We start from the raw sequence: 23300 nt of genomic DNA on the forward strand, positions 1-23300 counted from the left end.
GGGCTAGATTACCCGCATGCGCATAGTTCGCCTGTTCGGTCTGGTCCTGTCGATCCTCGCCGCCGTTTTACTGCTGGCTACCCCGGCGGGGGCACAACCGCCGTCGAAACTCACCGATCACATCACCGACACCACGGGCGCACTGACGAATTCCGACCGGGCGGCGGTCAGCTCGGCGGTCGACCGGCTATACCGCGACAAGCACATTCAGCTGTGGGTGGTGTACGTCGACAACTTCTCCAGGTTCAAGCCGGAAAACTGGGCCGACCGAACCCGCGAGGCCACCAGCATGGGTGGCCATGACGTGTTGCTGGCCGTGGCCACGAACACCAAGCTGTACGCGTTCAGCGCCCCGGGGTTCCCCACGGACGAGGTGACCAACCTGCAGAACACCCAAATCGCCCCGGCGGTCGCCGCCAAGAACTGGAGCGGCGCCGCCGTCGCGGCGGCCGACGGGTTGAATAAGACGACGGCCACGTCGTCGAAGCGGACGTGGCTGTTGATCGCGATCGGCGTGGCCGCGGTGGTGCTGGTGGTGGTCCTGTTTCTGCTCTATCGCCGGCACCGGCGCCGCCGTGCGGCGCGGCAGATCGAAGCCGGCAGCGGCCAGGTGAACGTCGAGGGTCCCGTCAATTCAGCGGCGGGTGCGTTGTCCACCGCAGATGCCCGGATGCGCCAGATCTCCGATTACACGACGAAGTACCGCCAGATCGTCGGAGCCGACGCCAGGGCCCGCCTCGAGGAAGCGAAACGGCACCTGTCCGCGGCGCACGCGACGGCAGCCACCAACGAGCGCGACGCCGTTGCTCATGCCAACCAGGCCTCGGCGCTGGCCGCCCAGGCGCAAACGCTGGCCAACGCTGACGTGCAGGCGGCGCAACGCGCCCGTGGGTCACGGGGAGCGTCCTCCCGCTGATCGTCGGCCGCCGGGCTAATGCGTTGGGGTGGTGAGGGTTCCGTAGTCGATGCCGCCGTGGACGTAGCTGGGCAGTACCGGCCAGAAGCGTTTCCAGTCGGCCAGCTCGGTCGACGGAAGTATCTGCAGCCACCGGGGGTCGTAGCGGCAGGGGTCCGCCAGAATCTTCTCTTTCACCATCGAGTCGTACTGGTCCAGCGAGTCTTCCAGCGTGTTCGCATTCGGGCAGACCTCCCGCCCGTAGATCTCGTGATACTTGCGCACGCCGGGAATCCCTGACAGCTCCGGTTGCCAATTGTCCAGCGAGATACCGTTTTCCGAGGAGACCCAGACGCCGTCCGCGGTGTTCACCACCAGCGAGTGGTTGCCGTCGGTGTGTCCGGGTGTCCACAGCAGGGTGACGCCGACGCCGAGTTCGATGTCTCCGTCGAACGTGACGAAAGCGGACGGGTCGACACCGTCCAATCCGTCGGCGACATACCAGGCCCACTGCATGGGATGCAGCGATTCCAAAGTCGCCAGCTCGCGGCGGTGGACGAGCATCTTGGCGTCGCCGAACAACGGTTGCCGCGGGGAGGTTTCACCGTCGATGATGCGACTGCTGCCCAGGATCATCCGGGGGTCCTGTACGTGCAGATGGTCGAATGTGCAGAAATCGATGTCCTGCGGGGTGAGGCCGAGCTGGTTGAGCACATCGCCCGGTTCGTTGTAGTACTTCACCAGCAAAGCCCGGGAGATCGTGTCGCCACCGGGAATTCTGGACACGAGCCGGTTGAGCCGGGCGTAGAACGGTGCCTCGGCGGACCCGGCGGGGACGGTGGGTTCGAACACCAGCGTGCGGTGCCGCCCGTCGAAATCGTCATATTGCACGACGGTCATCCGGTTGATCATGGCGATCAGGGGGAGGTGAGGCACGTTGACGGCGCCGTGGAAGGCGAAGTCTACGGGGTAGGGGGCGGCGGCGATGTCGACCGACTTGACCGCTTTCACCTGCCCCTGAGTGACGAACCGCTTCTTGTAGGCCACCGCGGCTTCGCGGACAGCGCTCAGCCGCCGTCCTCGTGGCCACACCTCGTGCACGCCCTCGAATTCGGGGATCGGACGGGCGCCGATCGATGTCAGTGTGTCGTGAACGGTTGTCATGGTCGGACTCCTGGGTTGTCGGGATGGGTCAGCGGCACGTCAGATCAGTCCTTCGGTGGCCAGCCAGGTCCTCGTGCGCCGCATGCCCTCCGGCAGCGCGACCTTCGGCTGGAATCCGATCAGCTTGCGGGCTTTGGCGATTGAGTACGTACCGGTGCGGGCGAGGTAGCGGACGGAGGTCGCGCTGGCCTCGCTGTCCTCGCCGGTGATCCGGGACACCGCGCGCATGCCGTGGGCCAGCGACAGAGCGACCGGGGTCGGGACGACCACGGGACCCCGCTTGCCGAGCATGCGGTAGTAGTGGCCGAAGAAGTCGCGGCACCGTACGCCGACACCCCCGCTGAGCACCAACACCTGTCCTGCCGCCGCCGGCGATTCCGTGGCCGCCACTATGCCCTCGACCAGATCCTCGATGTAGATGGGACTGAAAACGCCATTCCCCATCGCCGGCAACACGAATCGATTGGCCTTGATCATCTGGATGGGGATCACCGTCCACGGACGCGACCCGGGACCGTACACGTCACCCGGACGTACCACGGTGACACATAACTCGCCAGCGCAATGAGCCTGCAGCGCAACGTGTTCGGAAGTGACGCGGGTATCGACGTAGGGATTGCCGTCGGTGCGGACCGGATGGTGCTCACCCACGCCGTCGGGAAAGGACAGATCGGAGAACACGCGCACCGAGGACAGGTGCAGGAAACGACTGCAGCGGCCGCGGGCTGCGGCGTCGAGCACGTTGCGGGTGCCGATGACATTGACGCGCCATGCTTCGTCGAGCGTCGGATTGTTGGACACCAGCGCCGCGGTGTGGATGACCCAGTCCGCGTCGGCGGCCGCGTCCTGCCAGTCCCCGGGGCGCGACACGTCCCCGGCCAGCACACCGCGCGCGGGGTCGGCGGCGATGTCCACGCCGGTAACCCGGTGTCCCGCCGCATTCCACCGCTGCCAGATAGCCCGCCCGATGAAACCATTTGCGCCAGTAATGAAGATCCGCGTCACGTGCCCACCCCCGTTGTCAACTGCGCCGGACCCATTCTCGGCCGCCGGTGCTCGCCTGCACTACTCCCGCACGGGACAACAAGTTACGATCTTCGGACACGCGAGTTCTGGAGTAATGTCACTTGGTTCGATGGGACCACCCGCGGGCATCCGCCGGTGCCGCAGTACTTTTGCGGGTGGGTGCTGACCACGGTTTGTCCGCGCCGGCCTGTCTGACGGGCACCGGGTCGAGTGCCGAGGAGATCGCCGAGCCGGACAGCTCGATCTCGGCAGCCGACGAGCTGCGCATCATTCGCAATCTGCAGCGGCTGTTGCCCGGCGTCGAGTGGCTGGGCCTGGACGCCGGGCGCCGGTACCACCTCACCACCCACGGCGCGTGGGGCGCGACGCTCGCCAGTAGCCGCACCGGCTGGGATGCGCTCGAGGCGGGTCTACGGTTCGTGCAGCTCACCTGGGCTTTTTGTGATGTCGTGGCGGACTCCGGTCAAGACGAGGTTCGCATCGTCTTCGACGATCGGGCGGTGCCCGCGGATGTGCGTCAGTTTCTCGCGCTACGGGAACTGACTTCGACGGTCACCGTGGCCCGCGAGGCCACCGGCCTGCTCACCGAACCCGCAGTCACGTATCTGCGTCAACCGGCGCCGGCGGCTACCGAACCTTTCGTCGAATTCTTCGGTGTGACACCGGTGTTCGGGTCCGATATGAATGCCTTCGCGATCCCCGTGGCGCTGCTCGCCCATGGTCTGCCGCAGGCCGATCCGCACGCCGCGGCCGCTACCGCCGACGAGTGCCGCCGGCTGCTCGAGGGCCGTGCGGCGCGGGCCGGTGTGGCCGGACGGGTTCGTGACGCACTCGATGGTGAGGACGTGCTGACGATCGAGGACGTCGCCGCCCAGTTGCATGTCACCTCGCGGACTCTGCGGCGACACCTGGCTCACGAGCAGACGTCGTTTCGTCAGGTGCTCGACGAGGTGCGTGCACAGCGGGCTGAGGACCTGCTCGCCGATGGGGTCACCGTCGAACAAGCCGCGCGGCGTGTCGGCTACAGCAATACGCCCGCTTTCACCGCTGCGTTCCGCCGCTGGAAAGGAATGTCGCCGCGGGAGTATCTGCGCGACACGGCAATCAAGCGCCCGAACCCTGATTGACGGCAGTCACCCCGCCGGGCGGCGCTCTCCGTTCGCGTAACGTAGCCTCAACCGAGACCGCCGACCCTCAAGACCCAGTGCAGTATCGGGCGCTCCGAGGGTCGCGCATGCTCCCTGACACCGCGGAGTTGAAACCATATGCCTGATACCTGTTTCGGGACACGCAAGAACCGACAGGCCGTCCGCGCCCTGCACCCGAGGTCCTGATTCATGCCCGCAGCCACCGCCATTCATTTCTTCCTGGAACTGGCCGTCATTCTCGGAACGTGCCGGTTGGTGGGGTTCTTGGCCCGGCGCATCGGTCAACCCCAGGTCGTGGGCGAAATGATCGCCGGCGTGCTGCTGGGACCGTCATTGCTGGGTCGCATCGCTCCTGGAATACAACACCACATATTTCCGGCTGGGCAGGCGAATACGGTGCTGTACACCATGGCGCAGATCGGCCTGGTGCTTTACATGTTTCTCATCGGGCTCAATTTCGACGTCAACCTCATCAAACACCGGGCGGGCACCGCGGTTGCGGTCTCCGCGGCGGGCATTTTCACGCCGCTCGCTCTGGGAGCGTTGCTCGCCATGCCGCTCTTGTCGGCCGGAATCTATTTCGACAAAAGCGTCACCCTGGTCATGGCGATGATGTTTCTCGGCGCGTCGATTGCGACCACCGCCTTCCCGATGCTTGCCCGAATCATTTTCGAACAACGTCTTTCCGGAACGCCGCTGGGCACACTCGCCTTGGCATGCGGTGCAGCCGACGATGCGCTGTCCTGGTGCATCCTGGCAATAGTGCTCGCCATTCACCGGGGCAATCCGGTATTGGCCGCGGTCGCGATAATCGGCGGCATCCTGTACAGCGTGTTATTGCTGACATTCGGACGACGAATGTTCAGTGTGCTCGGCACCATGTCCGAACGGCAGAATACGATCAGCCCGCCGGTGCTCACCACCGTCCTCATCTTGCTCATGGCGTGTGCGTGGTTCACCGACACGATCGGCATCTATGCCATATTCGGCGCATTCATCCTCGGCGTGGCCATGCCGTCCGGTTTTTTCGCCGACCGGCTCACCGCGATGCTCGAGCCACTGGTCACCACTTTTCTGCTGCCGCTGTTCTTCGTCTATTCGGGTCTGAATACTCAGATCGGCCTGCTGAACAGCCCGACACTGTGGGCGGTGACGCTGGGCATTCTGCTGGTGTCCATCGCCGGGAAAGGCGTCGCATGCTCCGTCGCGGCGCGGCTGAAGAAGGTTCCGTGGCGAGAATCGGTCGCACTCGGATCGTTGATGAACGCCCGCGGACTGATCGAGCTGATTCTGCTCAATATCGGCCTGCAGGCGGGCATCATCACGCCCGCGCTTTTCACCATTCTGGTACTTGTGGCCATCGTCACCACCCTCATGGCCACCCCGATATTCGAGTGGGTATACGGGAGGTACCGCGTCGACGACCTGCCCGCCCCGGCCGCGGCGTCGACCAGCCCCTCGGACTACACCGCAGAGCTCACCGGCTGATGTCGCGCACGTTGCTGCGGTTGCTGTACTACCCGTCCAGTTCCGTGCGCTACCTCGGCTTCTCGGTTTGCCGGAGCTTGATTTCGTGTAACCTCCTTAACTATTAAGCAAATTCGCCATACGCACTGCGAAGGGGGATCTGTGGACGTGCGAGCGCAGCTGTCTCAACTGAGCTCGGAGGCACGGGAGGCCCTCGCTCAGAAGATCAAGTCCCAGCTGTCACAGGCCGACGATGCGACCTCCGACCACGACGTGGCCATCATCGGCGGCGGCACGGCTGCCATGACGCTCGCGCTGGAGCTCCGCAGCGCCCGCCCGCAGACCCGGGTGATCATCATCGAGCCCAACGTTCGCCCCGTCCCGGAGATCACCCACACCGTGGGCGAGTCCACGGTCGAGATTTCCGCGCACTACCTGCGGCAACGCATCGGCCTTGCCGATCACTTACACACCGCGCAGCTCCGGAAAATGGGTCTGCGCATGTTTTTCTCGCATGACACCAACACCGATATCGCTCGGCGGATGGAGCTGGGCAGCTCGTCTTTCGTGCCGCAGGTCACCTATCAAATTGACCGCGGCCGGCTGGAAAACGAATTGAATCGGCGCTGCCAGTCCGCCGGTGTGGATATCGAGAATGGGCGCGTGCGATCCGTCGAATTCGGCCAGGGAAGTCAGCCGCACACCATTTCTTTCCAGACCGGTGAGGCGATCACTCAGAAGACTGCTCGTTGGGTTGTCGACGCGTCGGGGCGAAATCGGGCATTGCCCCGGCAACTGGAGCTGCGGCGGCCCAACGAGCACAACTGTAATGCCGTGTGGCTTCGCGTAGCCGCCGACATCGATATCGGCCAGTGGAGCGATGACCCCAGTTGGCAAGCGCGCCTAGTTGAAGGCGACAGGTCACTGTCCACCAATCATTTGATGGGCGAGGGATATTGGGTATGGCTCATCAGACTTGCCTCCGGAGCCACCAGCGTCGGCATTGTCGCCGACCCCGCATTTCATGCATTCGACGACTTCAATACGCTCGCGAAAGCGAAAGCCTGGCTGCGCCGGCACGAACCGCAGTGCGCGGATGTCCTGGCCGAGTTGGATCACCTGATCAAAGACTTCCGGGTGATGAAGAATTACAGCCACGGCGCTACCAAGGTATATGACGGTCGCGAGCGGTGGTGTGTCACCGGCGATGCCGGAGTATTCCTCGACCCGCTGTATTCCTCGGGTCTGGACCTCATCGCCATCGGTAATGGTCTGATCACCGACATGATTTCCCGCGAACTGGATGGCGAAGATGTCGCCGCACGAGCCGGGATAAGCGACTCCCTCTTCAGGTCGCTGACCGACATGTGGCTCAACATCTACTGCGATCAATATCCACTCATGGGATCTCCGGCCGTCATGTCGGCCAAAGTGATCTGGGATATCGCTTTCTACTGGGGCTTCATCGGTCTGCTTTACAGCAATGGCCGGTTCGTCAGTGTGGCCGACGATCCCGGGGTGGTCCCGCATTTGGAAGGCATGATCGCCCTCAGCAACCGCATGCAGAGCTTCTTCCGGGAATGGGCGGCGGTCGAGGATTGGCACCCTTCTTCGGCGTTTGTCGATTTGTATGCGCCGCACAATTTCATGGTCTCGCTGCACACCGCGATGATGGGACGAGCCGCCGATTTCACCGCTCAATTCGACGCGAACACCCGACTGCTCCGCCAGGTGGCCGGGCAGCTGGTGGAGACGGTCGTCGCGGAGAAGTCGGAGAGGTTCTCCGACGACGACGTCATGCAACAAGTGCAGGCCTGGCAGCGGGATTCACTGCTGCGGGAGCTCCGATCGGTCTACCGCCACGAGCAGCCGACCAACCCGATCGGCCGGGATTGGATCGTCGGCGCCGCGCCCGCACTCGAATTCAGTTGAACCGATTGAGGATCCGCGCAGCATGGGGTGTGGCTTACGGCGTGGAAGGCACGGTTGTCAGTGCACTCGATCGCCTGCTGCTCCGGTAAGCGGCAGACGTCCCCAAGCGAACCACAGATCACAGAACCAACCTCCCGCGGCGGCCTGCTCGCGACGGATTGTTGGCGGGAAAGGATGAACATGCGCGCCGAACAAGGCACTCGAAAACCTCTGGCGATCGTCGGAATCGGGTGCCGCTTTCCGGGCGGTGCCAATACTCCGCAAGACTACTGGAACTTACTGTGCAGCGGCACCGACGCCACCCGTATCGTTCCCGAAACACGCTGGAATGCCGCGAAATACTACGATCCCAATCCGGCGAAGGTCGGGAAGATGGTCACCCGCCGAGGTGGGTTCCTCAGCGAGATCGACCAATTCGACCCCCAATTCTTCGGCATCTCGCCACGCGAGGCGAACCTGCTCGATCCGCAGCAGCGGCTGATGTTGCAGACCACGTGGGAGGCCCTCGAGGACGGCGGGATTCCGGCGGAAGAGCTGGCCGGCACCGACGTCGCCGTATTCATCGGCGGCTTCACGCTGGACTACCAACTCCTGCAGAATCAGGGGCGCACCAGCCGTTACCGGTTCAAGACGCATTCCGCCACCGGAATGATGATGACGATGCTCGCCAACCGGATCTCGTTCACCTACGACTTCCGCGGTCCGAGCATGACGGTGGACACGGCGTGTTCGAGCTCACTCGTGGCGGTACACCTTGCCGCGCAGAGCATTTGGAACGGTGAAAGCAATCTGGCGCTGGCCGGCGGCGTCAATATCATGATCGGACCGAACACGGCGATCGCCGAGTCCAAGAGCGGGTTCCTCAGTCCCGACGGACGCTGTAAGGCTTTCGACGCGTCCGCGGACGGCTACGCGCGCGGCGAAGGCGGTGCCGTCGTCGTCATCAAACCCCTCGAGCAGGCACTGCGCGACGGGGACGAGATCTATGCCCAGATCCTCGGTACGGCAGTCTCGCAGGACGGCCACACCGACAGCATCACCGTCCCCAGCGAAGAGGCGCAGCAGGCGGCGATCGTCACCGCCCTGCAACGGGCCGGCGTTCATCCGAACGAGATCGGTTACGTCGAGGCGCACGGCACGGGCACACCGGTCGGCGACCCGGTCGAAATGCGGGCGCTGGCCGGCGCGCTCGCCGCTGAGCGGCCGTCGACCGACCCGCTGCTGATCGGCTCGGTCAAAACGAACATCGGCCACCTCGAGGCGGGAGCCGGTGTGGCCGGGCTGATCAAAGCGGCGCTGGTGCTCAAGCACGGGTTCATTCCGGCCAACCTGCATCTGAAGAATCCCAGCGGGCCGACCCCGCTGGCCGAACTCAAGATCGACATCCCACGGACCGGTCGCGAGTTCCCCGCGAGCCAACGGCGCCTGGCCGGGGTCAACTCGTTCGGCTTCGGCGGTACCAACGCCCATGCCGTGCTGGCTGAGCCCCCGGCGCCGGCCACAGCGCCCGCCGAACCCGCGCGCCTGCCGCTGGCGGTCCTACCCATCTCGGCGCGCAACGAAGAGGCCCTGCTGGCGACCGCACGCAATCTGGCGCAGCACCTCAGCGTCCATCCCGACGTGACGCTGCCCGATCTCGGCTACACCCTCGGCCGGCGCCGGTCGCATCTGAACTATCGCCGCGCCCTTGTCGCGAGCAGCGTCGGCGACGCCCGAGAGCAGCTGCAGGCGCTCGCCGACGGAGGGCAGATCGCGGCCAACCGCATCCAGCCGAGCACACCGAAGCTGGCCTTCGTCTGCACCGGCATGGGCCCGCAGTGGTGGAAGATGTGCCGGGGCTTGCTGGACGTCTTCCCCGTTTTCACCGACAGCATCCGGCGAAGCGATCGCGAGCTGTCCCGGCACGCCGGCTGGTCTTTGTTGGACGAGCTGCGAGCCGACGAAGCCGGCTCCCGGATGGCGGAGACGGAGTTCGCCCAGCCCGCGAACTTCGCCATCCAGGTCGCGCTTGCCGAACAACTCAGAGAATTCGGGATCACTCCCGACGCGATTATCGGGCACAGCGCGGGCGAAGTGGCGGCCCACCACCTCGCGGGTCTGCTCACCTTCGAGCAGGCCGTTGAGGTGATCTACCACCGGAGTCGTCTGCAGCAACGCACCAGCGGATTGGGCCGCATGCTCGCCGTCGGACTGGGCGCCGACGTGCTGATGCAGACGATCGACGACAAGGCCCGCGACGAGATCGGCCGGCGGGTCTCCATCGCCGCGATCAACAGCCCCTCGGCGGTGACCATCGCCGGCGACAGCGAGGTGCTGGAGGACATCGCCGCACAGTTGGAGGAAGCCACGGTCTTCAACCGGTTCCTGAACGTGCGGGTGCCGTACCACACCCACTACATGGACGCGGTCAAAGACGACCTCTACCACTCCCTCGACGGGCTGTCATCCGGCGCGGGAACCGTGCCGCTGTACTCCACGGTCACCGGGGAGCGCCTGGACGGCTACGCGGCCGGTGCCGCCTACTGGTGGCAGAACACCAGAGCCACCGTTCTTTTCGAACCCGCGGCGCGGCGCATGCTCGAAGACGGCTACACCCACTTCGTCGAACTGGGTCCGCATCCTGTGCTGGCCTCCTCGATCATCGAGATCGCCGGAACCCAGTCTGCCGAGAACCGGACCGACGTGGTCGTCATGGCGTCCCAGCGACGCGACGACGACGACGCGCACACGCTGATGAATTGTATTGGCGCACTGCACAGTCACGGCCACTCCATCGCATGGGACAACCTCTACCCGCGAGGGGGAGCGCGCCTGCTGAAACTGCCCACCTATCCGTGGCAGTCCAAACGCTTCTGGAACGAAACCCAGGAAGCGGTGGAGGACCTGCATTACAACCCGGTGCATCCCCTGCTGGGACAACCGGTCAGCGCCGTGCACCCCACCTGGGAAGCCGAGTTGAGCACCACCGCAGTCCCGTTCCTGGCCGACCACCAGGTGCAGGGCAGCACCATTGTGCCCGGCGCGGTGTTCATCGAAATGGCGTTGGCGGCGGCCGAGGAGGCCTACGGATCGACCGACCACTGCGTCGAGAACCTGGTGCTCAAGCGCGCTGTGATCCTCGACGAAACCTGTGATCCGATTCTGCGGACCACCCTCAACCAGGACACCGGCGCACTCGAGTTCGCCGCGTTCACCGCAACAGCCGACGGGGACGTGAAGTGGACGGTGACGGCGACCGCGGAGCTGAACACGCTGCCGAAGTCCGCTGCGCGCAGCGATATTCCGCAGGATGCGGAACTCATCACCACGCTCAGTGGCGAGGACTTCTATGCCCGCACCCAGGCGATCGGGTTCTCGTACGGCGATGCGTTCCAGTCCGTCAGCAAGGTCAGGTGCGGTGATGGCTGGGCCGAGGCCCAGATCACCGTCCGGCCCCCGATCGCCGAGGAAATCGGCCGGTTCCGATTCCATCCGGCACTCATCGACGGTGCCTTCCAGACCTTGTTCGGCGCCAACTCCGTCGGGCAGGAGGCGGCTGACAGCCCGTTCCTGCCGACCCGGATCCGGCAGAGCGTCATCTACGGTCCGCCGCAAGAGAATATGACCGCTCACGTCCACGTCGTGTCGGCCACCAGGGAACAGATCGAAAGCGACATCACCGTCACCGACGATTTCGGTGAGACGCTGGCGGTCTTCAAGGGCTTCACCGTCGAGTCGCTTACTGCTTCATCGCGTATGACGGCGGAACGCATCGACAAGGGGCTCTACGAAATCCAATGGGTGACAAGCGAAGACATCCTGGCAGAGGGCGAGCATGCGCCTGATGCGCTGTCCTGGCTCGTTCTCGTCGACAACGGTGGCGTCGGGAACGCGCTTGTCGAACAGCTTCGCGCTCGTGGCCAGCGTGTTCAGGCGGTGGTGCGCCGCGATGTCGGCGCACTCGCCGCGATCGACGGGGGATACGCGGTCGATCATCGACGGCCCGAGCAGCTCCGCGAGCTCTTCACGACGCACCTGCAAAGCGACGGTGACCTCGCCGGCGTCATCAACTGCTGGCCGTTGGACCTTGACGACGCGGCGGAGACGAATAACGAGATAGGCGTTTTCGCAGTCCTGCACCTGGTCAAGGCGATCGCTGAACTCGACACGGCGCGACCGCGCCTGTATCTGGTCACCGCGAACGCGCAACCGGCACCCGGCACCCAGAGCCTGGCCATCGAACAGGCCGCCATCTGGGGCCTCGGCCGCGTCATCGGCCATCAGGAATTCGCCGGTCAATGGGGCGGCCTCATCGACATCGACGATGCTGACGATCTGGTCCCGACGGCCGGCCGTATCTGCGATCACCTCCTGACGACCGACCGCGAGGACCAGGTGGCGTTGCGCGGCGACACTACCTTCGTTCCGCGGCTTCGGTTGTGCGCCAACCTGACCAAACCCTTCCCCACCAAACTGAGGCAGGACGCGACCTACGTCGTCACAGGTGGCGCCGGGGCGCTCGGGCGCACCGTGGCCGCCTATCTCGCCGAGCGCGGGGCGCGCCATATCGCACTGCTGAGCCGCAGCGAGTTCCCCCCGAGAGACCATTGGCCCACGCTGACCGAGGACAGCCCGCACTATGCGGCCGTCGACACCATCCGGAAGGTCGAACGCCTTGGCGCGCAGGTGATCACGGCCAGTGTCGATATCACCGATGCCGACCAGGTGCAGTCGTGGCTGAGCAGCCACACCCGGGCCGGAGGCCGACCGGTCCGCGGCATCGTCCACGCCGCCGGATCTGTCGACGACCAGCTCCTGGTGAACATGAGCGAAGCCGACTTCGCCAAGGTGATGGCTCCCAAGATCGACGGCACCCGGGTGCTGCACAACGCTTTTGCCGGTCGCGACCTTGATTTCTTCGTCATGTTCGGGTCGGCCGGATCGGTCATCGCCTCGCCCGGGCAGGGCAACTATGCCGCTGCGAACGCCTTCCTCGACGCGTTCGCACACTACCGGCAGGCCCAAGGGTTGCCCGCGATCACCATCGGTTGGGGTCCCTGGTCGGTGGGTATGGTCGAAGAACTCAAGCTGGAAAAGCTTTACGCGCAGCGGGGGATTGAGCTCATCACGCCGGGCGCGGGCACCCGGATCCTCGATCGGCTGATCAACCAGAAGGTGGCCAACGTCGTCGCCATCAGTGCGGACTGGAAGCGCGCGCGCAGCGTCGGCCTCAGCGGCCAGTTGCCGTCGATGTTCTCGGATCTGGGCACCGCCGACACGGCACCGGATCCCTCCGATGCGGATGCGTCGATACTCGAGTTCCTCGGCGGAATTGCCGAAGCGGACAGGCTGGACGTCGTCGTAGACCACGTTCGTCAGATTGCCGCCACGGTCTTCGACATCGCGGCCGCCGACATCGGAGTCGATGACACCCTCAACGACATCGGGCTCGACTCGATGATGGCCATGGACTTCCGGGTTCGGATCAATACCATGTTCGCGATCGACCTGCCGGTGCTGGAACTACTACGGGGCGTGAGCATCAACTCGCTGGCTGTTCGAGTGCTTGCCGAGCTGGCGCTGCCCGGCTCCGAGACTCTCACCGATCAGTCCGCAGAGCCTGATGCGCCCGCCGACGGCGACGTGGAACGGATGCTCGAACAGCTCTCCGAGGCCGAACTGCGGGCACTGCTGGCCGAACTGGAAGGCGAACCCGCCGGGCAGGAAGCCGACGGGACGCAGCCGTGATCACCGCAGAGCGCCCGCCCGCGGTCTACGTCCGCGGATTGTCCAAGACATACGGGCAGATCCACGCCGTGCGAGAATTGGACCTCGATGTCGCGTACGGCGAAGTATTCGCAATCCTCGGACCCAACGGTGCCGGCAAGTCGACCACCATCGAAATCCTCGAAGGCCACCGCAAACGGGATTCCGGTGACGTGCGCGTGCTAGGCGAGGACCCCGGCACGGCGGGCCGGACGTGGCGGGCCAAGATCGGCATCGTGCTGCAGGAGGCCAGTGACTTCGGCATGCTCACGGTGTCCGAAACCATGCATATGTTCGCGAAATGTTATGGGAAGGCCCGCGTTCCGGGCGAGGTGCTCGATCTGGTGGGGCTCGGCACGGTCTCGGGTTCGAAAGTGCGGACCCTCTCCGGCGGGCAGCGCCGGCGGCTCGACGTCGCGCTCGGCATCATCGCCGAACCTCAGGTGCTCTTTCTCGACGAGCCGACGACCGGCTTCGACCCGGAGGCGCGGCGCCAGTTCTGGGATCTCATCAGGCTGCTGGCAGCCGACGGCACGACCATTCTGCTCACCACCCACTACCTGGAGGAGGCTGCGGCACTGGCCAACCGGGTGGCAGTGATCGCCGACGGGCGGCTGGTCGCGGTCGACTCACCGGCCCAGCTGACCGGATATGTGAGCTCGGCGGCCACCGTCAGCTGGATCGAGGGGGACCGGGTCCACGTGGAGGAGACGGATCACCCGACTGAGCTGATCCGGCAGCGATCCGTGGACGGCGTGGAGTTGAGTCAGCTGACCGTGACCCGGCCAACGCTCGAAGACGCCTACCTGCAGCTGATCGGTCGTGCCTGATGGCCATCGACCACGCCAGAAGCACCCGGCCGACCAGACACCGCGCGGCCCCGCCGGGTTCGGCGCTGCCGTCGCCGCTGCGCATCGGGCTCTCGCGCGTCGTCCCGGAGTTGAAGATGTTCTACCGCCGGCCCGAGCAGGTGGCGCTGACCTTTTCGATGCCGGCCGTCATCTGCATCTTGCTGGGTTCGATCTTCTCCGCGAAACTCCCCGACAGCGATACCAGCACCGGCGCGGTGATCGCAGCAAGCATGCTCGCCTACGGCATCCTCTCGACATCCTTCATCAACCTGGGAATCAGCATTGCCGCCGACCGTGACACCGGCGCCCTGCGGCGACTTCGCGGAACGCCCACGACGGCGACCTCCTACTTCATCGGAAAGATTCTGCTGGTTGCCATCGCGAGTCTCGCCGAGGCTGTGGTGTTGCTGTCGGTGGGCGTCCTGATCTTCAAACTACGTTTGCCGACAACCGTATTCGGATGGTTCACGCTCACGTGGGTGTTCGTCCTGGGCATCATCAGTTGCTCGTTGCTGGGCATCTTCATCAGCAACTTCGCCAGCAATGCGGTGTCGGCCGCCGTCCTCACCAATGGTCCGGCGGTGGGCTTGCAGTTTCTCTCGGGAACCTATGTCCCGCTGATGGTGTTGCCGGCGTGGATGTTGACGATCGGCTCCATCTTTCCGGTGAAATGGATGGCTCAGGGCTTCCGTTCGGTGCTGTTGCCGTCGAACATGGTCATCTTCGAACCGGCGGGCAGCTGGGAGCACTGGAACATATTCTTCGTCCTGACGGCATGGAGCGTCGGCGGGCTGGTCGCCTGTCTTGGAGTATTCCGGTGGTCCGACAAGCACTGACCGGAAGCGATGCTATGGCCGTTGAGAATTTTGAGCCTTCCCGCCGACGTCGTGGGCTGCAAGACTCTCTTGATCGGGGTCAGGCCACGTAGGAAGGTCCGTTCAGCTATGCGTCATCGCAGGGGTTCATCGACCAGTTCTGATTCACCGGAAGCCGAGATGAAATTCCGGCTGACGCGCCGCGGCGCCGCGGTGCTGGGTTGTGCTGCGGCGCTTATGTTTCCCCCTGCCGTTGCCAGCGCTGACCCACCTGACCCGCACCAGCCGGACATGACGAAAGGATTCTGCCCGGGCGGCCGGTGGGGCTTTGGCAATCTGGCGGTGTGTGACGGGGAGAAGTACCCCGACGGGTCCTACTGGCATCAATGGATGAAGACCTGGATGGTCGGTCCGCAGTTCTACTACGACTGCGTCAGCGGCGACGAACCCATGCCCGGACCGCCGCCGCCCGGTGGCTGCGGTGGGGCGATTCCGCCCGACCAGGCACCCGCGACCTGACCTCGGCGGTCACGCAATTGTGCGGGCCGATGCGAGTTCAATGGTCTGGCAATCAGTTCGCCATCGGAATCAAGTTCGCCATAGGAATTAAGCAGTTCCCCACAGGAATGAGGCATCCGTCATGACCGCAGATCTGCCCGGCACCGCACTGGAACTGCGTTCTTTGGTGACGTCCGACGGTACCCTCACGCTGTCGCTGGAGGACGTGCCCGTCCCGGCCCCCGCCGACAACGAGGTGCTGGTGCGCGTCGAGGCCTCGCCGATCAACCCCTCAGACCTGGGTCTGCTCGTCGCAAGCGCGGACATGAGCGAGGCGACGGTTTCAGGCACGCCCGAGCGGCCCGTCGTCACCGCCCCACTCGGAACGTCCGCAGTCAAGGCGCTCGCCGCGCGACTCGACGAATCCCTGCCGGTGGGCAATGAGGGCGCCGGCACCGTGGTGGCGGCCGGGTCGTCGGAGGCGGCTCAGGCCCTCCTGGGCAGAACGGTGGCGATCGCCGGCGGCGCGATGTATTCGCAGTACCGTGCGGTCGACGCATCGGCCTGCCTGGTACTCCCCGACGGCACCCCGGCCAAGGACGGGGCGTCGTCGTTCGTGAATCCGATGACTGCCCTCGGAATGACCGAAACCATGCGCCGCGAAGGTCATTCGGCTCTGGTCCACACCGCCGCCGCGTCCAACCTGGGCCAGATGCTGGTCAAGCTGTGCCAGAAAGACGACATACCTCTGGTCAACATCGTCCGTAAGCCCGAGCAAGAGGAAATACTGAGATCGCTTGGGGCGCAATACGTGTGCAATTCCACATCGTCCTCTTTCGAAGGCGATCTCGTCGAGGCGCTCAAAGCGACATCGGCGACAATGGCTTTCGACGCCATCGGCGGCGGGACACTGGTGAGCCAGATCCTCAACGGCATGGAGGAGGCGGTCAACGCAACCGCGGCGCAATACTCCCGCTACGGCTCGAGCGTCCACAAGCAGGTGTACATCTACGGCGCCCTCGACACCAGCCCGACAGTGCTCACCCGGAACTTCGGAATGGCCTGGGGCGTAGGCGGATGGCTGCTCACCCCGTTCCTGCAGAGCGCCGGCCGCGAGACGTTCGCCCGGCTGCGGGCGCGGGTGGCCGGCGAACTCACCACGACGTTCGCGAGCAAATACACCCGCGAGGTGTCGCTGGCCGGAATGCTTCAGCCCGACGCGTTCACCGAATATGTCAGGCGGGCGACCGGCGAGAAGTTTCTGGTCACTCCGCACGCCTAGCTTCGGTCAGTCGGTGAAATCGATCCGCACCGACACCGGCGTCGTCTCCAGCGCCTTCACCACGGTGGCGCCCAGCCGCCCGAACTTGCGGCCCCGCGCCACCACGTCATCGTCCGGGCGTAACGTCGCGACTCCGGTGCGCCACTTATTACCCTGTCGCACACGGATATTCGGGTTGTTGACGATGTTGCGGCCCCAGCCGGAGCGGGTGCCGTGCTGACTGATGAGCCACCCGCCCCGATCGTCGAATTGCACCGACACGGGTACCCGGCGCGGCTGACCGGTCTTGCGGCCGATGGTTTCGAGTTCAGTGGCCAGTGCGGTTCGCAGTCCGAGCCTGCTCAACCCTTTCACCACCGGGTTGAGCACATAGCGTCCGACGGCGCGTTCCCTGCGGAACTTCTGCAGAGTCTTCTGGTCATCAGTCATGGCAATCTCCGCCTCGATGCTCGGTGGCCGGTTTATACCGATCGGTCTACCCTAAGGTAGTAGACCAATCGGTATACTGCAACCGGTCGAGAGAGGGGAGAGCCGATGACCGCCCGCGAGCGCCTGATCGACAGCGCCATCGACCTGATGCGCCGGCACGGGGTGGCCGGGACTGGACTGGCCGAACTGCTGCAACACAGCGGCACGGCACGCCGGTCGATCTACGTGAATTTTCCGGGCGGCAAGTCTGAACTCATGGCCGAGGCCACCCGGGCGGCAGGCGGGCTGCTGGACTCGACGTTGGAAGCCTCGCCCGACGGCGACGTGCGCGAGTCGCTGGCGGCGTTCGTCGGCTCGTGGAAACACACGTTGCGCTCCACCGACTACACCGCGGGGTGCCCGGTGGTCGCGGCCGCGCTCGGGCGCACCGAGTCAGCCGAGGCCGCGGATGCGGCGGGCGAGGTATTCACCATGTGGCAGAAGGTGATTGGAGAACGGTTACGGAGCCAGGGCCGCGAGGCTGGCGAGTCGGAAGCGTTGGCCACCACCATCGTCGCCGCCATCGAGGGCGCGGTCATACTCTGTCTGGCCGCGCGGTCCACCGATCCGCTGGACCGCACCGCCCGGGTGCTGGAAGACCTGGTCGGCCGCGGTTAGGCGCGCCGGAGTAGCACCCCGGGTATCTGCCGGTTCGTGCGCTGCTGGTATTCGGTGAAGTACGGATACATCTCGACCAGCCGCCGCCACAACTCCTCCCGTCGCTCCGTGGGCGCGAGTTCGGCTGCAACGTCGAACTTTTCGTCGTGCACCTGCGCCACAGCGCGGGGGTTATTTTTCAGGTTCAGCCACCAGGCCGGGTCGGCGTCGCTGCCGGCATAGGCGGCCGCGATCACATACCGGTCGCCGTCTCGGACATAGATCAGCGGAACCGTGTGCTGCTTGCCGCTGCGGCGGCCGGTGACGGTGAGCAACATGGTGGGGTACTTGGAGTTCTGTGCCTTGCCGCCTGTCCACCGGTACAGCGCCGCATGCAGGTCGCTGAACGCGCGGGTCACCGGGCGCATCGCCGGTCGGCTGAGTAGGCGTCCGGCAGCAGAGAAGGCTGCGGAAGTTCCTGGCTGCCTGGTCATCGACGTTTCTCCTCTCGGGCCCAACACAGCCTAAGGTCGTTGGTGTCAGGGATGCGACGCCGAACCGACAGGGGTAGCGCGATGAAGTTCGGAATCTCCACGTTCGTCAACGACGACAGCATCGACACCGTCTCGCTGGCGCGGGCGATCGAGGAGCGCGGATTCGAATCGTTGGTGATCGCCGAACACACCCACATCCCGGCCAGTCGCGAGTCGCCGTATCCGCTCGGCGGTGACCTGCCGAAGATCTACTACCGCACTCTGGATCCGTTCGTCACCCTGGCGGCGGCCGCCGCGGTGACGTCCACGATCGAGCTTTTCACCGGTATCGCATTGCTCATCCAGCGCGACCCGATCGTCACGGCCAAGGAGGCCGCCAGCATCGACCTGATCTCGGGAGGGCGGTTCGTATTCGGTGTCGGCGCTGGATGGAATCTCGAGGAGATGCGCGACCACGGGACCGATCCGAAGACGCGGGGCGCACTCCTGGACGAACGCATCGAGGCGATCAAGGCGCTGTGGACCGACGAACCCGCCGAGTACCACGGCAAATACGTGGACTTCCCGCCGTCCTACAGCCGGCCCAAGCCGGTGCAGAAGCCGCATCCGCCCATCTACATCGGCGGCAATTCCGACGCCACGGTGAAGCGGGTGGTCCGCCACGGCGCCGGGTGGATATCCAACCCGTTTCCGATCGAGAACATCAGCCGGCGCGTCGACCAGCTGCGCAACGCCGCGGGTCACGACGTCCCGCTGGCGATGTTCGGAACCCCCAATAATCTCGAATACTGGCGCGCCGCCGAGGATCTGGGCTTCGGTCAGCTGGCGTTGCTGCTGCCCACCAAACCGCATGACGAGTCGCTGCGCTTGCTCGACGACTATGCGGCGCGGGTCGCGCAGTACCGCGGGTGACGTCTGCACGGCGAGCAGACACAGAATCCCGTCGGAGCGCGCGTTCCAAGGTGCTTTTGTGTCTGCTCGCCAGCAGGGGCGCGGAGCGAGTGACGGGATTCGAACCCGTGTGTACGGCTTTGCAGGCCGCTGCCTAGCCACTCAGCCACACCCGCGCGAACCCCTACCGTGCCAGCCCGGGCCGGCCGCGGCCCAGTGTTTACCTCGCTCTGATCGTTACGAAAGGGGCCGAGCGGGTTACCGAGCCGGCCGTCGCAGTGCCGTTCAGCGCGACCGTCGGCGAGTTTGCAGACCGGTGTTGGCGGGTAGGGGAGCGGGTGCTGTGATTGAACGGGCAGAACACGGGCACGGCGCACAAATGACGAAACCCGACGACTAGGCACGAAAACTATGAACAACGACCGGCAGTCAGCAGGCAGCGCGGGCGTCAGCTGGTGAGTGGAATCCACGAACGGCTCGACGAGTTGGTGGCGGCTCGCGACCAACTGCAGCAATTGGTGCGGGTCATCGTCGAAATCGGGTCTGACCTGGACCTGGATATGACACTGCACCGAATCGTCAACGGGGCGATGGAGCTGACCGGTGCCCGATATGGATCGTTAGGCCTACGCGCGAACGACGGTTCCCTGTCCTCGTTCATCTACGAGGGCATCGGCCACACCACATCGCAGCGACTCGGTGGCATCCAGGTCGGCGAGGGCATTCGAGTCGACGACCTGAGTGCCTCCCCTCGGTCCACGGAACTGCTGCCGGACGACCCACCGATCCGGGCGCTGCTGGCGATACCGATCACCGTGCGGGCCGCCGATTTCGGCAACCTCTATCTCGCCGATGACCGGCCCGGTCGGGTGTTCACGGATTCTCATGAGGGCGCGGTGCGGGCATTGGCCACGGCCGCTGCCGCCGCCATCGACAATGCGCGCCTGTTCGAGCGAGAACGCGAATCGGCGAGATGGACCAACGCCAGCCGCGAGATCACCACGGCGCTGCTGTCCGGCGACCCGCAGACCGGTCCGCTGCAGCTCATCGTGAACCGGGCGCTCGAGTTGGCCGATGCCGAGCAGGCGATCCTGCTGGTGCCGGGCGAACCCGACCTGCCCGCTCAACAGGTCAACACCCTTGTGGTGGCGGCGACCGCGGGCCGGTACACCTCCCAGGTGGTCGGTCAGCAGGTGCCGATGGATGCCTCCACCACGGGCGGCGTGGCGCGCCGCGGTCTGCCGCTGATCACCGATTCCTTCCAGTATCCGATCGAGGGGTTCACCGATGTCGGTGAGCGCTCGGCGATCGTCATACCGCTGATCGCCGACGAGGCGGTGCTCGGCGTCATCGCGGTCGCGCGCGGCCCACAGCAGTCGGCGTTCGGCACCGACTACCTCGAACTCGTCAGCGACTTCGCCCGGCACGCCGCGATCGCCCTGGCGCTGGCGGCCGGACGCGAGCACGCGCTCAATCAGGAACTGGCGCAAGCGGATACGGTCGACGAGGCGGTGCATACCGCGGCCGAGGAGCTGCGCCGACTGTGGCGGGCGCGCCGCGTGCTGGCTGTCACCTTTCCGGCTCGCAGTGACGCGACCAAGTCGGTTGCCTACGGTGCGCCACTGGTGGTTTCCGTCGGTGAGCCGGCGCACTGGGCGGACCTGCCGCCGGAGGAGCGCGCGTTGCTCATCGCGTTGCGCGACGGCGACCTCCTCACGCCCAACACCGCGAAGCCCGGTACCGCCGGCATCGCGCTGCAGCATCCCGAGGGGGTGCTGGTCGTGTGGATCGATCTGGCTGCGCAACGACCGTTCACACTCGAAGACCAGACCCTGCTCACGGTGCTGGCGGGCCGTCTCGGCCAGGGTCTGCAGCGGGTCCACCAGGTCGACCAGCAGCGCGAAACCGCGCTGGCGCTGCAGCACGCCATCCTGGGACCCGCTGAGCTGCCCCACGGATTCGCGGTCCGCTATCAAGCCGCCAGCCCACCCCTGCAGGTGGGCGGGGACTGGTACGACATCGTCGAACTGGACGACGGCCGGATTGCGCTGATCGTCGGCGACTGTGTCGGTCACGGCCTGGCCGCCGCCACCGTGATGGGCCAGGTACGCAGCGCCTGCCGGGCATTGCTGTTCGACAACTCCAGCCCCAGCGCGGTCCTCGCCGGGATGGACCGGTTCGCCGCGCGGCTGCCCGGCGCGCCGTGCACGACCGCCGTCTGCGTCGTACTCAATCCCGACACGGGTGAATTGGTGTATTCCAGCGCCGGCCACCCCCCACCCATCGTCGTCGAAGCAGATGGAACCATCCGGAAGCTCGATGACGGCCGCACCATCGCCCTGGGAATGCGGCCCGGCTGGCCGCGCTCGGAAGCGCACGCGACGATGCCGGCGCGCGCCACGCTCGCGCTGTACACCGACGGCCTGGTGGAACGGCGTCGCGTGCCGATCGAGCACGGTATCTCCCGCACCGCCGCCTTCATCCAGGACGGCCGCGCCAGCGAACTCGACGGCCTCGCGAACCAGATCATGGCCGGGCTCGCCCCGAACGACGGGTATCAGGACGACGTGGTCCTCATGCTCTACCGCCATCCGGCGCCGCTCGAGATGACGTTCCGCGCCGACCCGGAGAACCTGGCGGCGTCGCGCTCCGCGTTACGCAACTGGTTGTCCCGCGCCCGGATGGACCAGGATCAGGCGGCGAAGGTACTCCTCGCCGCCGGAGAAGCGGTCGCCAACGCCATCGAGCACGGCCACCGTCACAGCCCGGGGGGCACCGTGACCCTGGGCGCGACGGCAGTGGACGACCAGGTGCAACTGACGATCACCGATACCGGGTCCTGGAAGACGCCGGACCCCGATTCCTATCCGCGGCGTGGCCGGGGCATCTCGCTGATGCGCGCGCTCATGCACGACGTCACGATCGACTCCGACACTGCCGGAACCACGGTTCACCTATCCGCGAGGATCTCCTGATGCCCACGTCGCTCACCCTGGAAACCTCGCACGGGTACGACGGTGAACTCGTGCTGAAGGCCACGGGTGAGATCGATTTGAGCAACATCGACGCGTTCGACCGAGCTCTGACCAAGGCCGCCACCGAGGCGGCCGGCGGCGACCGCAAACTCACCGTCGACCTCAGCGCCGTCGAATATCTCGACAGTGCCGCGGTCAACGCTCTGTTCTCCCACGCGGACCACATCCACCTCATTGCGCATCCGCTGCTGATGTCCATTCTTTCCATGTGCGGGCTGACCGAACTGATCACCACCGAACCCGCGCCGACGGGACACTGAAGCAGCCGGCACCCGCGCGGTTTCACCGGAACGCTATGTGGATTCCCATCTTGGTGATGGCTCTCGCAGTGAGCCTCGAGCCCTTCCGCATCGGCATGACGGTGTTGATGCTGAACAGGCCCCGTCCCGCCCTGCAGCTGTGCGCGTTCTTGTGTGGCGGGTTCGCCATGGGTGTGGTGGTGGGCCTGGTCGTCATCTTCGTCTTCCGGCGGCGGCTGGTCTCCTCCACTCACCTCACGCTGCCCACGGTTCAGGTCCTGATCGGCGGACTGGCGATCCTGGTCGCTGCGGTCCTGGCCGTCCGGGCGGCCGTACACCACGTCCGTCGCGACCGTCCCGCCGCCGCCGACGACGGGGAACGCCAAGGTCGCGTGCAGAAGCTGCAGATGTGGCTTCGGCAGCTGCTGACCGGACGCCAGCTGTGGGTCGCTGCGCTGGCCGGTCTCGGGATCGCGCTGCCGTCGGTGGACTACCTGGCTGCGCTGGCCGTCATCCTGGCATCCGGTGCCGCGGCCACCAATCAGGTTGGGGCGCTGTTGCTCTACAACATCGTCGCCTTTGCGTTGGTGGAGGTGTCGCTGCTGGCGTATCTGCTGGCTCCTCACACGACGCGGCGGTCGTTGACGGCGCTGAACGCCTGGGTCGGCTCGCGGCGACGGATGGAAGTCGCCGCCTTGCTCCTGGTCGTCGGTCTGGTCCTGATAACCGCCGGCATCGCCGGCAGCTGATCCG

General features: G+C 65.5%; 18 protein-coding genes and 1 tRNA gene. 14 read left to right on the forward strand and 5 right to left on the reverse strand.

Annotated elements, in window-relative coordinates:
* Positions 1-16: 16 nt before the first annotated feature.
* On the forward strand, positions 17-916 hold the full coding sequence (locus QXH22_RS17055) for a YgcG family protein (protein WP_306239683.1): 900 nt from the start codon (positions 17-19) through the stop codon (positions 914-916).
* A gap of 15 nt (positions 917-931) precedes the next feature.
* On the opposite strand, the gene QXH22_RS17060 is transcribed toward QXH22_RS17055, so the two are convergent.
* Together QXH22_RS17060 and QXH22_RS17065 are read right to left on the reverse strand one after the other, a co-directional pair.
* On the reverse strand, positions 932-2059 hold the full coding sequence (locus QXH22_RS17060; RefSeq protein ID WP_306276410.1) for a hypothetical protein: 1128 nt from the start codon (positions 2057-2059) through the stop codon (positions 932-934).
* Positions 2060-2098: 39 nt separating this feature from the next.
* Positions 2099-3064 carry an NAD(P)-dependent oxidoreductase gene (locus QXH22_RS17065; protein ID WP_306276411.1) on the reverse strand — a complete coding sequence of 322 codons (966 nt, stop codon included), beginning with the start codon at positions 3062-3064 and terminating at the stop codon, positions 2099-2101.
* A gap of 176 nt (positions 3065-3240) precedes the next feature.
* On the opposite strand from QXH22_RS17065, the gene QXH22_RS17070 reads away from it, so the two are divergent.
* From QXH22_RS17070 to QXH22_RS17105, 8 genes are all read left to right on the forward strand, one after another.
* Entirely contained in the window at positions 3241-4212 is a 972-nt protein-coding gene (locus tag QXH22_RS17070) for an AraC family transcriptional regulator (protein ID WP_306276412.1), read from the forward strand.
* A gap of 210 nt (positions 4213-4422) precedes the next feature.
* Positions 4423-5721: a cation:proton antiporter gene (locus QXH22_RS17075; protein WP_306276413.1), complete on the forward strand. Its 1299-nt coding sequence runs from the start codon at positions 4423-4425 to the stop codon at positions 5719-5721.
* A gap of 147 nt (positions 5722-5868) precedes the next feature.
* Positions 5869-7632 carry an NAD(P)/FAD-dependent oxidoreductase gene (locus tag QXH22_RS17080; protein WP_371934275.1) on the forward strand — a complete coding sequence of 588 codons (1764 nt, stop codon included), beginning with the start codon at positions 5869-5871 and terminating at the stop codon, positions 7630-7632.
* A 180-nt stretch (positions 7633-7812) separates the two neighbouring features.
* Positions 7813-13359, forward strand: coding sequence for a type I polyketide synthase (locus QXH22_RS17085; RefSeq protein WP_306276414.1), 5547 nt, complete (start codon positions 7813-7815; stop codon positions 13357-13359).
* A complete protein-coding gene (locus QXH22_RS17090; RefSeq protein ID WP_371934248.1) occupies positions 13356-14207 on the forward strand; it encodes an ABC transporter ATP-binding protein in 852 nt (283 codons plus the stop codon). Before QXH22_RS17085 ends, QXH22_RS17090 begins: the two co-directional genes overlap by 4 nt.
* Positions 14207-15064, forward strand: coding sequence for an ABC transporter permease (locus QXH22_RS17095; protein WP_306276415.1), 858 nt, complete (start codon positions 14207-14209; stop codon positions 15062-15064). Before QXH22_RS17090 ends, QXH22_RS17095 begins: the two co-directional genes overlap by 1 nt.
* Before the next feature lie 159 nt (positions 15065-15223).
* Positions 15224-15562, forward strand: a complete 339-nt coding sequence (locus tag QXH22_RS17100; RefSeq protein ID WP_306239689.1) for a hypothetical protein — start codon at positions 15224-15226, stop codon at positions 15560-15562.
* Between the two features lie 121 nt (positions 15563-15683).
* Positions 15684-16823: a zinc-binding dehydrogenase gene (locus QXH22_RS17105; protein WP_306276416.1), complete on the forward strand. Its 1140-nt coding sequence runs from the start codon at positions 15684-15686 to the stop codon at positions 16821-16823.
* A gap of 6 nt (positions 16824-16829) precedes the next feature.
* On the opposite strand, the gene QXH22_RS17110 is transcribed toward QXH22_RS17105, so the two are convergent.
* Entirely contained in the window at positions 16830-17252 is a 423-nt protein-coding gene (locus QXH22_RS17110) for a nitroreductase family deazaflavin-dependent oxidoreductase (RefSeq protein ID WP_306276417.1), read from the reverse strand.
* 105 nt (positions 17253-17357) lie between these two features.
* Between QXH22_RS17110 and QXH22_RS17115 the strand changes: the two genes are divergently transcribed.
* Positions 17358-17909, forward strand: a complete 552-nt coding sequence (locus tag QXH22_RS17115; protein WP_306276418.1) for a TetR/AcrR family transcriptional regulator — start codon at positions 17358-17360, stop codon at positions 17907-17909.
* Here the strand turns inward: QXH22_RS17115 and QXH22_RS17120 are convergent.
* Positions 17906-18382, reverse strand: coding sequence for a nitroreductase/quinone reductase family protein (locus QXH22_RS17120; RefSeq protein ID WP_306276419.1), 477 nt, complete (start codon positions 18380-18382; stop codon positions 17906-17908). The two genes, QXH22_RS17115 and QXH22_RS17120, sit on opposite strands and share 4 nt — an antisense overlap.
* A gap of 81 nt (positions 18383-18463) precedes the next feature.
* Between QXH22_RS17120 and QXH22_RS17125 the strand changes: the two genes are divergently transcribed.
* Positions 18464-19294, forward strand: a complete 831-nt coding sequence (locus QXH22_RS17125) for an LLM class F420-dependent oxidoreductase (RefSeq protein ID WP_306239694.1) — start codon at positions 18464-18466, stop codon at positions 19292-19294.
* 84 nt (positions 19295-19378) lie between these two features.
* Here the strand turns inward: QXH22_RS17125 and QXH22_RS17130 are convergent.
* Positions 19379-19449, reverse strand: a tRNA-Cys gene (locus tag QXH22_RS17130).
* Positions 19450-19728: 279 nt separating this feature from the next.
* Between QXH22_RS17130 and QXH22_RS17135 the strand changes: the two genes are divergently transcribed.
* The 3 genes from QXH22_RS17135 to QXH22_RS17145 are packed head-to-tail and all read left to right on the forward strand — an operon-like array spanning position 19729 to position 23296.
* Positions 19729-22248 carry a SpoIIE family protein phosphatase gene (locus QXH22_RS17135; protein ID WP_306239695.1) on the forward strand — a complete coding sequence of 840 codons (2520 nt, stop codon included), beginning with the start codon at positions 19729-19731 and terminating at the stop codon, positions 22246-22248.
* Entirely contained in the window at positions 22248-22568 is a 321-nt protein-coding gene (locus QXH22_RS17140) for an STAS domain-containing protein (protein ID WP_306239696.1), read from the forward strand. The genes QXH22_RS17135 and QXH22_RS17140 overlap by 1 nt, the downstream gene beginning before the upstream one ends.
* Before the next feature lie 35 nt (positions 22569-22603).
* Positions 22604-23296 (forward strand): GAP family protein, encoded by a 693-nt coding sequence (locus QXH22_RS17145; RefSeq protein WP_306276420.1) that lies wholly within the window; start codon positions 22604-22606, stop codon positions 23294-23296.
* Positions 23297-23300: the final 4 nt, after the last annotated feature.

Source organism: Mycobacterium sp. TY814, assembly GCF_030755175.1.
Classification (GTDB): Bacteria; Actinomycetota; Actinomycetes; order Mycobacteriales; family Mycobacteriaceae; genus Mycobacterium.